The sequence below is a fragment of the Herbaspirillum sp. RV1423 genome (assembly GCF_000577615.1).
Taxonomy (GTDB): Bacteria; Pseudomonadota; Gammaproteobacteria; order Burkholderiales; family Burkholderiaceae_D; genus Herbaspirillum.
In genome coordinates, this window is sequence record NZ_CBXX010000003.1 from 70,634 (window position 1) to 83,490 (window position 12,857).

Sequence of the window (12,857 nt, forward strand, 5' to 3'; positions counted from 1 at the left end):
GATCAACGTCGTAACTAGCCAAGGATCACCTCCCTCAGGCTTTTGTCGTTCATGGCTGTTGCTGTCGGCCCGACAACAACGGGCAACTCGGCGTCCTGAAACTCGAATGGCGCGGTTTCACGCTTCAATTTAAAGGCCCGGTCGGCCAGATACAACTTGTTGGCAACATGCAGGTCTTCCGGCACGCGCTGGCCGTTTGCCACATAGTAAAGGTTCAGTTTTTGCCGGATGACGACGTCCAATACGTTGCCGATGGTCGCCGCTTCGTCCAGCTTGGTGATGATGCATCCGGCCAGGCCTTCGCTGGAATAGGCGCTCACTACTTCGTTGAGCGTGCCGCCGGTCGCCGTTGCATTCAGGCACAGCAGGCGCTTGATGTCGGTGCCTGCACCCGACAGCATGGCGGCTTGTTCGGCTACCATCTGGTCGCGCTGGCCCATGCCGGCGGTATCGATCAGGACCGTATGTTTGCCCTGCAATTCGTCCAGCGCGATGCGCAGGTCGGCTTCATCCTTTACCGAGTGGACCATGACGCCGAGGATCTTGCCGTAAATGCGCAGTTGCTCGTAACCGCCGATACGGTAGCCGTCAGTGGTGATCAGCGCCAGCTTGCCTGGGCCGTGGCGCATCACGCAGCGCGCCGCCAGCTTGGCGGTGGTGGTGGTCTTGCCGACGCCTGTCGGACCGACCAGGGCGTACACGCCGCCCTCCTCCAGCAATTCGTTTTCATTGGCCATGGTCAACAGATTCTTGGCCAGCACCGATTTGACCCAGAACATCGCATCCTGCGATTTCGGATTTTGCGGCAGATTTTCGGTAATCAGGCGCGACAGGCTGGCGCTGAAACCGGCTGCCAGCATTTCACGCATGATCGCGGCCTTGGCCGGCTCGCGCTTTTGCGTGCCCCCCCAGGAAATTTCCGCCAGTTGCGTTTCCAGCACGCCGCGCATGGAACGGATTTCGGTCATGACGTCCGACAGGATTTCATCGTAATCCTTGCCGTCGAACTCTGCCATGACGCTTGACTGCTGCGGCCGCTGCGCAGTCGGCGAAGCAGCCTTCGGAAGGGCTTGCGCCGGTTCCTTGGCGCTGGCGCGAGCGGCGTTGCGGGTGCGCCAGACGCGAGCGTCGGCTTGTGCCGTATTGTGCTCGACGTGCGTGCCCGTAACGGGAGCTTGCGGCTCGGGGCGCGTGCGCGGCACGGCGGACTGGAACTGCGGTGCAGGCTGGGCCGGAGACCTGCGCACGGCCTGACGCGGTATGGCGTCCCTGGCCATGGCGGGCACCACCAATGAAGACATGTCTTCATTGGCCATCGCCAGGATCTCCACGCCATCATCGATGTTCCGATTGGAGAGGATGACGGCATCGGGACCAAGCGCTTCGCGCACTTGGCGCCATGCGTCTCGAGACGAACCTGCAATAAATTTTTTAACGTTCATGCTTGCCCTCCAACTAGGCTGGTAACTTTAATCGTTTTCGAATCAGGAACTTCAGCGTGCGAAAGCACCCGGAGTTGCGGCATTGCGCGTCGCAAGAAGCGCGCCAGCAATGCCCGCAACGGTCCCGGGACCAACAATACCGGGGTCAGACCCAACTGCTCTTGATGACGTGCTGCGTTTTCTGTCTGGGTAATCAGCGTATCGGCCAGGCCCGGCTCGATGCCGCCGCCCTCCGGACCGCTGGCCTGCAGCGCCTGCATCAGCAGACGCTCGAGTTTGTTGTCCAGCGTCATGACCGACAGCTCGCTCTCGGTCGGGAAAATCTGCTGCACGATCGCCCGGCCCAATGCAATGCGCACGAGGGAGGTGAGCTCGTTCGCCTCTTGCACGCGCGGCGCGTATTCCGCCAAGGTTTCGATGATAGTCCGCATATCGCGGATATGCACGCCTTCGATCAGCAGGTTTTGCAACACTTTCTGGACCGTACCCAGCGGCAACAACTTCGGCACCAGATCTTCGATGAGCTTCGGCGCATCCTTGCCCACATGATCAAGTAATTGCTGCACTTCTTGGCGGCCCAGCAATTCGGCGGCATGCAGGGTGATCAAATGATTCAGGTGGGTAGCGATGACGGTGCCCGTGTCGACCACCGTATAACCCATGGTTTGCGCCATTTCGCGCATGTTGCTTTCGATCCAGACCGCCGGCAGGCCGAAGGCAGGATCGCTGGTCATCAGACCCGGCAGCGGACCGGTGACCATGCCCGGATTGATCGCCAGGAATTGCCCGAAGTTGGCCTCGCCCTTGCCGATTTCCACACCCTTCAGGGCAATGCGATAAGCCGACGGCTTCAACTCCAGATTGTCGCGGATGTGCACCGGCGGCGACAGGAAGCCGACTTCCTGCGCAAACTTCTTGCGAATGCCCTTGATCCGGCGCAGCAGCTCGCCGCCCTGCCCCTTGTCGACCAGCGGAATCAGGCGATAGCCGACTTCCAGGCCGAGCGTATCGACAGGTTGAATGTCTTGCCACGTAGCTTCTTCCACTTCCTGGGAGGCCGCCGCCGGTGCCGGCTGTTCGGCGACACTGACTGCTTTCGCGATGCGCTGGGTGACGGCGTAACCGGCACCGCCGAGCATTGCCGCCAGCAGGATAAAGGCGATGTGCGGCATGCCCGGGATCAGGCCCATGCCGCCGATGATGATTGCGGTCAGATAGAGGACTTCCGGCTTGGCGAACAACTGGGTGATCAACTGGCCGCCGACATCCTGGTCGTTGGCCACGCGCGACACGACCACGCCGGCTGCGGTCGAAATGATCAGGGAAGGAATCTGCGCCACCAGTCCGTCGCCAATAGCCAGCAAAGTGTAGTTCTTCAGCGCCATGTCGAAGGCAAGATCATGCTGGACCATGCCGACCACCAGGCCGCCGACGATATTGACCACCGTCACGATAATGCCGGCCACGGCGTCGCCGCGCACGTATTTGCTGGCACCGTCCATGGCGCCGTAGAACTCGGCTTCCTGCGCTACTTCCTTGCGGCGCGCACGCGCTTCCGGCTCGCCGATCATGCCGGCGTTCAGGTCGGCGTCGATCGCCATCTGTTTGCCTGGCATCGCGTCCAGGGTAAAGCGCGCGCCCACTTCGGCGATACGGCCGGCACCTTTGGTGACGACGGTGAAATTGATGATCGTCAGGATGATGAAGACTACGATACCGACCGTGTAATTGCCGCCGATCAGGAAGTGGCCGAAAGCCTCGATCACCTTGCCGGCGGCGTCGGGACCGGTATGCCCTTCGGTCAGCACGACGCGAGTGGAGGCAACGTTGAGCGACAGGCGCAGCATGGTGCTCACCAGCAGCACGGCGGGGAAAGCGACGAAATCGAGCGGCTTGACCGTGTATAAGGCGGTCAGCAAGACGATCACCGACAACGAAATGTTGAAGCTGAACAGGATGTCCAGTGCAAACGCGGGCAACGGCAACACCATCATCGCCAGCATCATGACGATGAGGACAGGCGCAGCCAGCGCCTTCGTATGCTTTATCGGCACCCAGGCCGGCAATTTCATGCTATTGATGTTGAGATTCATCGAGCAGCCCTGGCTTGTGCGGCTGCCATGGCGGCCTTGCGTTTATAAAGCGGATCATCGAGTTCTTTCGGCACATCCAGGTCGCTCGGTTCGTCAGGACGGGCTCCGCCGCCGGCGTTGTAGGTGCGTAACTGGAAGATGTAGGCCAGCACTTCGGCCACTGCGGTATAAAGCTGTTCCGGAATTTCGTCGCCGATCTCGGTGTGGTAATGCAAAGCGCGCGCCAGCGGCGGCGCCTCCAGGATGGGCACGTTGTTTTCGCGCGCGATCTCGCGGATTTTTGCCGCCACCGCTTCCGTTCCCTTGGCCACCACCTGCGGCGCCGACATGCCTTTTTCGCTGTATTTCAGCGCCACGGCAAAGTGGGTCGGGTTGGTCACCACCACATCTGCTGTCGGCACCGCCGACATCATGCGACGGCGTGCAGCAGCGCGCTGCAAGGCGCGAATCTTGCCCTTGATGAGCGGATCGCCATCGGATTCCTTGTGTTCTTGCTTGACTTCCTGGCGCGTCATCTTCAGCTTGCGGCTGTAATTCCACAATTGGTAAGGGACGTCGATGGCGGCAATCACGATCAGCGCGCACACCATCATGATGAAACTGGTCCACAGCAAAGTCGGCATGTGGCTGCTGGAGGTCCTGAGCGGCTCGACGCTCAGGTTCAGCACCGCGTCGATATGGCTGCTCATAGCAAACCAGGCAACTGCCCCGACCAGCACCGTCTTCAGAATGCCCTTGACCAACTCGACCAACGAGTTGAGCGAGAACAGGTTCATGACGCCCTTGATGGGATTGAGGCGTTCAAATTTCGGCTCCAGCGAACTGCCGTTAAACAGCCAGCCGCCCAGAATCAGCGGCGACGCCACCGCGGCCAGGGTCATCATGAACGCAATCGGGATGCAAGCGACGGCGACTTCCATGAAGTGGCCGCTCAGACGGTCGAACAACAATGCGGGGTCAAACGCCATTTCCCGCTCGAAAGTCATGGTCGAGACCATGAGGCGGTTCAGGCTGGTCACCAAGGGGCCGGTGAACATCCACAGGGTGCTGCCGCCGATCAGCAACATGACGCACGTAGCCATCTCGCGTGAACGCGGCACGTCGCCTTGCTCACGGGCTTTTTCAATGCGTTTCCCCGTGGGCTGTTCGGTCCGTTCTTGATCGCTGTCTTCGGCCACTGCCGTTCCCCTGTATTGCTTCTTTCCGCTTTTGAAGACGGAATTTTGAGACTATCAGGCAGAATTATTGGCGAGATACCCCTCGAATCATCGTGGGAATAAGGGGCGAAACGCCCCGTATTTCGGAGCAGGGGAAGTGCGTCATATCTGCCTTCAGCGCGCGAAGACAGATGGGACGGCGATGCTGGCCAGGGTTAAAGTGTCGTCAGAAACGAAATTTAACCGGGCCGGATGAAGAAATGATTACCTTTACAACAACTAAAAACCGAGACTCTCGAGCAAATCGTCCACCTGGCTTTGATTGGCGATGACGTTGTTGCCGGTGGGATTGATCTGCGGACCGTTCAGAAGACCGGAATCCTCGCGTTTGGCTTCAGGCGGGGAATAGTCCACCAACAACTGCACCAGTTGGCTCTCGATATCGTGCGCCAGTTCGGTCACGCGCTTGATCACCTGGCCGGTCAGGTCCTGGAAGTCTTGCGCCATCATGATGTCCAGCAGTTGCTGCTTGGTCAGGCTGACGTTTTCGCGGGTCGTGCCCAGGTAAGCCAAGGTTTTTTCGGCCATGGCGCGGTAGTCGCTCTCGGAAAACGCCGCCTCTGTGACCGTCCTCCATTCAACGGCCAGCGTGCCGGCGCCGTCGCTGATGGCGTCCTGCATCGGACCGGCAGTCTCGGTGGCGTTCAGCACGCGCTGCGCGGCCTTTTCGGTCATCATGGCCACGTATTCCAGACGATCACGTGCATCAGGCATGTCGCTGGCGGCTTTTTCCAGCAAACGGTCAAAACCGAGCCCACGCAGGTTGTCATGCAAGCTGCGCGTCATGTGGCCTATGCGGGTAAGAAACTGATCCTGCTGATCCGCCCCTTGCGTCCCCTGCGATGCCGTATCCACGTCAGCCTCCGACATCCAGTTTCTCGAAGATCTTGCCAAGTTTTTCGTCCAGCGTCGCTGCGGTAAACGGCTTGACCACATAACCGTTGGCGCCGGCTTGCGCTGCGGCGACGATGTTTTCCTTCTTCGCTTCGGCAGTCACCATCAGGACCGGCAACTTCGACAGCGCCGGATCCTTACGGATTTCCTGCAGCATGGTCAAGCCGTCCATATTGGGCATGTTCCAGTCGGAAACCACGAAATCGAACTGATCACTCCGCAACTTTTGCAGCGCCTGCACGCCGTCTTCAGCTTCATCCACATTGGTGTATCCCAACTCTTTGAGCAGGTTGCGGACGATGCGGCGCATCGTGGAGAAATCGTCTACGACGAGAAACTTGGTATTTGGGCCTGCCATGACTATTACTCCATTGATTCAAAACAATTGTTGACGATAACGACACCAATACAGCAAAACTTGAGGCCCCGCCTGGTATTGACCAGACAAATTCTTGCAATTGGCTGCATGGTACGCGAACTACACCCGTAATGCACGACTGCCGTGTTCGGTCAGATAACTTAATACGCGGCCGGGCATGGCCTGCAGGGCGACAACCTCGTTCGAGGCGCCGACCGCGATCGCTTCGCGCGGCATGCCGAACACCACGCACGACGCTTCGTCCTGAGCAAAATTATAGGCCCCGGCATTCTTCATTTCCAGCATGCCTTGCGCGCCGTCCTTGCCCATGCCGGTCAAAATCACACCGACCGCATTCTTGCCGGCGCAAACCGCAGCGGAATTGAACAGCACATCGACCGACGGACGATGGCGATTGACCGGCGGCCCCTGGTCGAGCTGGGTCATGTAATTGGCCCCGCTGCGCACCAGCTTGAGGTGCGAATGCCCTGGAGCAATATAAGCGTGGCCAGGCAAAACACGCTCGTTGCCGGCGGCTTCCTTGACGGAAATCTTGCACAAGTTGTCGAGACGCTGCGCGAATGAACGCGTAAATCCTTCCGGCATGTGCTGGGTGATCAGGATGCCTGGACAATCGGATGGCATCCTGATCAGGAACTCCTTGATGGCTTCGGTGCCGCCGGTCGAGGCGCCGATGATGATCAGCTTCTCGCTGGAGAGCAACGGATTACGCATTTGCGGCAATGACTCTCCACCCGCCGACTTGGGCGCATCCGGATTCGGAACCGAGCGCGGACGGATGCTGGCCTTGGACGCCGCGCGGATTTTGTCGGCGATCATGTCGGTGTATTCCTGCATGCCGCTCTGGATCGAAATCTTCGGTTTCGTAACGAAATCGACGGCGCCCAGCTCCAGCGCGCGCAAGGTGATTTCGGAACCGCGCTCGGTCAGCGAGGACACCATCACCACCGGCATCGGACGCAGGCGCATCAGCTTTTCCAGGAAATCAAGGCCGTCCATGCGCGGCATTTCAACGTCCAGCGTGAGGACGTCCGGGTTGGTCTGCTTGATCAGATCGCGCGCAATAATGGGATCGGGGGCGACGCCCACAACTTCCATGTCGGGTTGGCTGCCGATGATCTCCTTCATGACGCTGCGGATCAATGCCGAGTCGTCGACGATCAATACTTTGATTTTCATACGATGAGTACTTTCCAAAAACTCGCCTCCGAAACATCGTCCAGAGGCTGATAAAACCCTTCTCCCTCGGCGATCCCGACTTTAAAACAAGTCGACCTCGCCGCCCACTGGCTTGGTGACCAGCCTGCTGGCGTAATCCTGCTCGCGGTTGACCAGCGTATTGTTGTGCAACTGTTTGAGCTTCTTCACCAGCACCTTGCCGGTGCGGGGAAAGAAATATACCTTGCGCGGCCAGATGTCGTTGAGATCTTCCGCAACCACACGGATATTTTCCGCTTTCAGGTAGTCCCTGACAAACTGGGCATTGCGTTCACCCACGTTGATGGCGATGAAACCGCGCAATACGTTGCCGCCGCCGAACACCTTGGCTTCGAGATTTTCGCGCCTGGCGCCCGCCTTGAGCAAGTCGTTGATCAGAATTTCCATCGCATAGGTGCCGTAGCGCATCGAGGCGGAAATCGGACTGTCGCCGTCGCCGCTGTCGGGCAGCATGAAATGGTTCATGCCGCCGATGCCGGTGACGCGATCGCGGATACATGCCGACACGCAGGAGCCGAGCACAGTGACGATCATCATGTCCTTGTGCGTGAAATAGTATTCGCCCGGCAATATCTTCGCCGCATCGCAATCGAAGGTGCGGTCGTAATAGACATTGGAAGCGAATTGATCCTGGCCTTGACTCATCGCTTATTTCCCCGCCTTGCGTTGCGACGCCGCCTGCAGCTCGTAGACAGTCTTGCCCTTGAGCTTGAGTGCATCGGACACGTACAAAAAATTCTCCGAATGGCCGGCAAACAACAGGGCGTGCGGCTTCATGAGCGGCACAAAGCGGGACAAAATCTTGCTCTGCGTCGGTTTGTCGAAATAAATCATGACGTTGCGACAGAAGATCACATCGAACGGCCCGGTCACCGGCCAACTGTCGGCCAGCAGGTTCAACTGCTTGAACGTGATCATCTTGCGCAGCTCCGGACGCACCCGGACGTAGCCTTCCTGGTTGCCCTTGCCGCGCAGGAAGAATTTCTTGGTGCGTTCGGGAGACAGTTTTTCGATACGCTCGATCGGATAAACACCGTTGGCGCCGGTGGCCAGCACGTTGGTATCGATATCGGTCGCGATGATCTGCGCCGGCGGCGTCAGGCTGCCGTAGGCTTCGCACAGCGTCATGGCGATCGTGTAGGGTTCTTCTCCGGTCGAGGCTGCAGAACACCAGACCGTGACCGGCTCTTTCAGCGTCTTGACGAAATCGGCCAGGATGGGGAAGTGGTGCGACTCGCGAAAAAAGGATGTCAGATTGGTGGTCAGCGCATTGGTGAATGCCTCCCATTCGTCGGTATCGCCGCTGCGTTCCAGCATGTCGAGATACTGCACGAACGAGCCGATGCCGATCGCGCGCAGACGCCGCGCCAGGCGACTGTAGACCATTTCCTGCTTGCTTTCGGCCAGCGCAATGCCGGCTCGCTTGTAAATAAGATCTCGCACCCGGTCAAAATCGCGATTGGTGAAATCGAACTCTTTGACAGAATCAAGCTTATTCTGTGGCGCAGGTTTCAAGTTGTTGTTCCTTTTCTGTTCCGGGCTATCAGGTTCCCGGACAGGAGCCTCCCGTTGTCGAATAGTCTATCAACCTGCCCTGCCTGGTCAAGCTGTTCAAGCCGAGATCTGGCGGACCAATCCCTTGCTGTTCTCCGTCTTGACTGTTTGCCTGGACTGCTTGGCCGACGCCGGAGCATGGACGGCGCCGGCAGGAACCGGCGCGACATCCTGCACCTGGCTGGAGCGGTAGCCGATGCGGAAGCCTCCCCAATGCTTGCCGTTGACATAAATCGGCGCCGAAAGATCGTGCATGACTTCGCCGGTATCGCGCTTATAAGTCTGCAATAGGAATGGTTTTGTATTCGCCCCGCAACGCTTTCCGGTTCGGTCGCTGAAAATGCGCTTGGTGCGATTGTTGACCAGGTCGGTATCGTAATCGCCGGTCAGCGGCTTGGAGAATTTCTTGTTATGCGTCGGAAAGTAGCCATTATTGTCCACTGCGCCCGCATATGCCAGTTGCGGCATGGCGTCCAGGATGGCTTCTTGCACTTCCGGCAACACGCGATCGGTGAAAGCATCGAACTGCGTCGTGTGCTTGGGTGGATTGGTGTTGGGAACAGGTTTGTAAGTGCGATCGAACAACGCCGCTTCGCCGATCCGCCCCGCTGCGATTGCTTCCTCGAACAGTTTGCCGATGCGCCTGGCTGCGGCGGTCGCCACTTTCTGGATGTCGTCATGCTGGGTCTTGGCGTTGCTTTCCGCGATCGCGTCATAGACCAGTTCGGCGCGCTCCGACAAGGCCATTGCCGACGCAGCCACGCGCGGCAATTCGATATCGGTCGCCAGCATGCCGTCGCGGATTTTCAGGATGGCTTCTGCAATCCGGTGCGTGGTCTCGACATGCTCGCGCGAAGCGCGGGCGATCTGCTGGATTTCCTCTTCCGATATTCCGGCGGAACGTTCGATGTTGCCAAGGAAACCATGCACCCGTTCGACGTTCTGCGACGCTTCCATGACCTTGCTGCTCAGGGCCTGCATGCCGCCGGCGGCACGCTCGGCCTCTTCGGTGATGGACCGCACCATGGCGCCGATGTCGTCGGTGGCCTCCTTGGTGCGCTGCGCCAGTTGCCTCACCTCGCCCGCCACCACGGCAAAGCCACGACCATGCTCGCCGGCGCGTGCCGCTTCGATCGCGGCGTTCAAGGCCAGCAGATTGGTACGCGCGGCGATCTCGCTGATGACTTCGGTAATGCCGTGGATGCGTTTGGATTTTTCCTGCAATGCGGACATCATGGCCGAGGCATTCTGCGCATCGTTACGCGCCTTGCCGATCTGTTCCAGCCCAAGGTCAACTTCCGCGCGACCAGCCACACTTTCAGCGCGCACATCGGCCGCGACCTTGGACGCGCGTTCGGCGTTGGCGGCAATCTGCTCCGTCGTGGTGGCATTCTGCTCCGAGCCGGCGACAATACCGTTGGCAGCCTGCACGTCCTGGGCGATCTTGTTCTTGATGGAGTCGACGAAGTAGGAAGTCTCCGCAGCACCGATCATGATGTGATCGATTTCGCTGCCGATCTTGTCGACGAAGGTTGCGCCTTGATCCGTCCGGCCTCTGGTCGCAAGGCGCGACAGAATGACCGCAACAGCCGTCGCCGATACCGCCAGCCAGACCGGAGGAAACGGCGCGGCAAACGCACCGAGCCCCGCAAAAATTCCGCCGCCGACAGCGACCGGAATGATGATCAGGACCAGCGCGTCAAGCGCGCTGGACAGCGCCTTGCTTTTCCTCTCGAACATGCTGCAGTCTCCTCACGATTGACCGTCCTGCCTTATCTGCTATTTATATGGCAGGTACGGATGACATCTGAACAACTTATATGAAAGGAAATCCGAATACGCCGCACCGGTCTTTGTTGCTTATTCTCGTTGATGCAATCCGGCGCGCGGTCTCCCCCTATTTTTGGGCAGCTTACAAGGGATAACTTACGCGTAACTTATGCCGGAGCACTTGATGCGAACCTCCAGGCTGCGTAATTCCTGCTCTTTTATATACCTCTATCGCCATACTCGCCGGTAGGGACAAAACTCGAATCGGCAGGCGCGAGCCTCGGCCTGGCATCTTCTCGCAACCTGATTGCTCGAGCTCCGCGACGACGCCGAGCCGCCTTGGCGCACAGCATCGCAGGAAGTGTTTCCTGGGCTTTAGTGATCGCGAGCTGACTGGATATTACGTTGGCGACTTGCTGAACCCCTCGCATGCGTCGAAATACACTGACAGACTACGGCGCAAAAATTCAAAAAAATAACGTATGAAGTAATGGATCAAAATAACGTCCACTAAGTTTTTTCATGTGGATTACCATCATATTTTGACGAACCTATTGCGCGATATTAGTATCCATGCTGTTCCGGTGTGGTACATAGCCCTTTAATACCACAGCCGCATTTTCATGGCATACCATTAAAACAACCTGCCATTCAACCGCATAAGACGGGATCGGCCCACGATGATTCAACTAGTGCTATTGCTGTTAGGCGCGGACTATCTGCGCAAACGTTGGCGTACATTGCAGATCATTGGGTGGCTTTGGACAATTGCCGGCGTATTCATTTTTATTGACGCGCTGGATGGCGCACTGTATTTCCCCATCACGTTCTTCGCCTGGCTGCTGGTGCTCGACGGCCTGTCCACGCTGGCGGTTGCCTGGACCGGGATGGGCGGCCAACGCAGCCTGCGCTATGTAAAAGGCATTGCGTTCCTGTTTGCCGCGACGCTGATCCTCGCCGGGCATCAGCATGGCAATTTCATCCTGTCGATGATTTTCGGCACGCTCTTCCTGGTGGACGGCTTGCTGCAATCCGTCTCTGCCTGGATCGTTCGTTACCCACGCTGGCAGGCCGCCTTCGCCGGCGGACTGATCGAAATTCTCCTGGCCTTTTTCTTTTACCAGCCTTATCCGACCCATTACGTCGGCACCGTTCCTTATTGCGTCGGACTCGGCTTGTTGTTCAGTGGCTGGGGGATGTTGCTGCTGGCTTATCGGATTCATCGTTTACCCGGCGCGGTCTTGCTCAAAGCGGTACGTGAAGGACATCATGCGGCCCGCTGGCAAGACTATAACCCGGCAATCGATGCGCAAGCGCCCCTGATCTGGGACGGCCCGCCGGCCAAGAGCGAGCAGGCACTGACCATCCATGTGTGGACCCCGGTAGGATCGGCCAAGAAACCCGGGCAACGGAGGCTGCTGGTGGATCGCTACATTGCAGCGGTCGACGCCAACGGCGTGATTTCAACCGGCCATGCGGCGCTTGAATCCCCGGAAGGGATTTATATCAGCCTGTATCCCGGCATCGAAATCGATCGCTCGCCGGACGATTTCAGCCGCCTGTTGCGGGCCACGCGTGAAAACGATGTGCCCGGTATATTCCAGCCGAGCTATCAGGTCGAATCGAAAGCCTGGTGCGAATCCACGATGCAGGTGCGGATCAGGAATTACAGCCCGAAACGCCTAGGCATCTTCTGGGAAGAATACAAAAAAGACCTGACTTACAACCTGACCAATCGCAACTGTTCCAGCACTGTTTCACGGGCATTGGAGGCTTCAGTGGAAGGTTCGCTCGGTCATTTCCAAGGACGTGATCGCGGCTGGGCGCCGTTTTTGCGGATGCTGGTCACACCGGAACTATGGGTCGCTGCGCAGATTCGGAAGCGCGCCAATACGATGGCCTGGACGCCGGGGTTGACGCTGGATTATGCGCGTGCATTGAGCATGCTGGTCGATCCCCGGCCATTTGGGTGGCTGAAGATGGCGCGGCTGGCATTCAAAAAAATGGGGAGGTCGCGCCGTCAGTGGCGGGAGGAGCGATTTGAGGTCAAGCGATAGAGCTGACCACGGATTTGATTTGTACTGAATTTGCCCCACAGCGGAAGGCAAAAACCAGAAAAGACGAAGGGCTTACAGATCAGATATCTGTAAGCCCTTGATTTCATTGGTCGGGACGGTGTGATTCGAACACACGACCCCTTGCACCCCATGCAAGTACGCTACCAGGCTGCGCTACGCCCCGACGAGCCGGTAATTATAGCAGAGTAAGATTTGTTTTGTCTCTGCCAACA

Annotated in this window: 10 protein-coding genes and 1 tRNA gene; 1 reads left to right on the top strand and 10 read right to left on the bottom strand. The window is 58.3% G+C overall.

The features are described 5' to 3' along the window. Positions 1 to 14: 14 nt before the first annotated feature. From flhF to RV1423_RS03845, 9 genes are all read right to left on the bottom strand, one after another. Positions 15 to 1,442 carry a flagellar biosynthesis protein FlhF gene (flhF, locus tag RV1423_RS03805; RefSeq protein WP_034293354.1) on the bottom strand — a complete coding sequence of 476 codons (1,428 nt, stop codon included), beginning with the start codon at positions 1,440 to 1,442 and terminating at the stop codon, positions 15 to 17. Next, positions 1,439 to 3,535, bottom strand: a complete 2,097-nt coding sequence (gene flhA, locus RV1423_RS03810) for a flagellar biosynthesis protein FlhA (RefSeq protein WP_034293356.1) — start codon at positions 3,533 to 3,535, stop codon at positions 1,439 to 1,441. The genes flhF and flhA overlap by 4 nt, the downstream gene beginning before the upstream one ends. Beyond that, the gene (flhB, locus tag RV1423_RS03815; protein WP_034293358.1) at positions 3,532 to 4,713 is read right to left on the bottom strand and encodes a flagellar biosynthesis protein FlhB; all 1,182 of its coding nucleotides are present in this window, start codon (positions 4,711 to 4,713) and stop codon (positions 3,532 to 3,534) included. Before flhB ends, flhA begins: the two co-directional genes overlap by 4 nt. 258 nt (positions 4,714 to 4,971) lie before the next feature. After that, positions 4,972 to 5,622 (bottom strand): protein phosphatase CheZ, encoded by a 651-nt coding sequence (cheZ, locus tag RV1423_RS03820; RefSeq protein ID WP_034293361.1) that lies wholly within the window; start codon positions 5,620 to 5,622, stop codon positions 4,972 to 4,974. Next, positions 5,609 to 6,004, bottom strand: a complete 396-nt coding sequence (gene cheY, locus RV1423_RS03825) for a chemotaxis response regulator CheY (RefSeq protein WP_034293364.1) — start codon at positions 6,002 to 6,004, stop codon at positions 5,609 to 5,611. Before cheY ends, cheZ begins: the two co-directional genes overlap by 14 nt. Before the next feature lie 120 nt (positions 6,005 to 6,124). After that, positions 6,125 to 7,204: a chemotaxis response regulator protein-glutamate methylesterase gene (locus tag RV1423_RS03830; RefSeq protein ID WP_034293367.1), complete on the bottom strand. Its 1,080-nt coding sequence runs from the start codon at positions 7,202 to 7,204 to the stop codon at positions 6,125 to 6,127. A gap of 81 nt (positions 7,205 to 7,285) precedes the next feature. Further along, a complete protein-coding gene (gene cheD / locus RV1423_RS03835) occupies positions 7,286 to 7,888 on the bottom strand; it encodes a chemoreceptor glutamine deamidase CheD (protein ID WP_034293370.1) in 603 nt (200 codons plus the stop codon). Positions 7,889 to 7,891: 3 nt separating this feature from the next. Further along, positions 7,892 to 8,758: a CheR family methyltransferase gene (locus tag RV1423_RS03840; protein ID WP_034293373.1), complete on the bottom strand. Its 867-nt coding sequence runs from the start codon at positions 8,756 to 8,758 to the stop codon at positions 7,892 to 7,894. A 96-nt stretch (positions 8,759 to 8,854) separates the two neighbouring features. Then, entirely contained in the window at positions 8,855 to 10,537 is a 1,683-nt protein-coding gene (locus RV1423_RS03845) for a methyl-accepting chemotaxis protein (RefSeq protein ID WP_034293376.1), read from the bottom strand. A gap of 710 nt (positions 10,538 to 11,247) precedes the next feature. On the opposite strand from RV1423_RS03845, the gene RV1423_RS03850 reads away from it, so the two are divergent. Then, on the top strand, positions 11,248 to 12,624 hold the full coding sequence (locus tag RV1423_RS03850; RefSeq protein WP_034293378.1) for an HdeD family acid-resistance protein: 1,377 nt from the start codon (positions 11,248 to 11,250) through the stop codon (positions 12,622 to 12,624). 107 nt (positions 12,625 to 12,731) lie between these two features. Here RV1423_RS03850 and RV1423_RS03855 read toward each other — a convergent pair. Further along, a tRNA-Pro gene (locus tag RV1423_RS03855) sits at positions 12,732 to 12,808 on the bottom strand. Positions 12,809 to 12,857: the final 49 nt, after the last annotated feature.

Excerpts from the sequence above, each read along its gene's own strand:
- RV1423_RS03830 (WP_034293367.1), bottom strand. The coding sequence starts at position 7,204 with ATGAAAATCAAAGTATTGATCGTCGACGACTCGGCATTGATCCGCAGC.
- RV1423_RS03845 (WP_034293376.1), bottom strand. The coding sequence starts at position 10,537 with ATGTTCGAGAGGAAAAGCAAGGCGCTGTCCAGCGCGCTTGACGCGCTG.
- flhF (WP_034293354.1), bottom strand. The coding sequence starts at position 1,442 with ATGAACGTTAAAAAATTTATTGCAGGTTCGTCTCGAGACGCATGGCGC.
- cheY (WP_034293364.1), bottom strand. The coding sequence starts at position 6,004 with ATGGCAGGCCCAAATACCAAGTTTCTCGTCGTAGACGATTTCTCCACG.
- flhA (WP_034293356.1), bottom strand. The coding sequence starts at position 3,535 with ATGAATCTCAACATCAATAGCATGAAATTGCCGGCCTGGGTGCCGATA.
- RV1423_RS03850 (WP_034293378.1), top strand. The coding sequence starts at position 11,248 with ATGATTCAACTAGTGCTATTGCTGTTAGGCGCGGACTATCTGCGCAAA.
- cheZ (WP_034293361.1), bottom strand. The coding sequence starts at position 5,622 with ATGTCGGAGGCTGACGTGGATACGGCATCGCAGGGGACGCAAGGGGCG.
- cheD (WP_034293370.1), bottom strand. The coding sequence starts at position 7,888 with ATGAGTCAAGGCCAGGATCAATTCGCTTCCAATGTCTATTACGACCGC.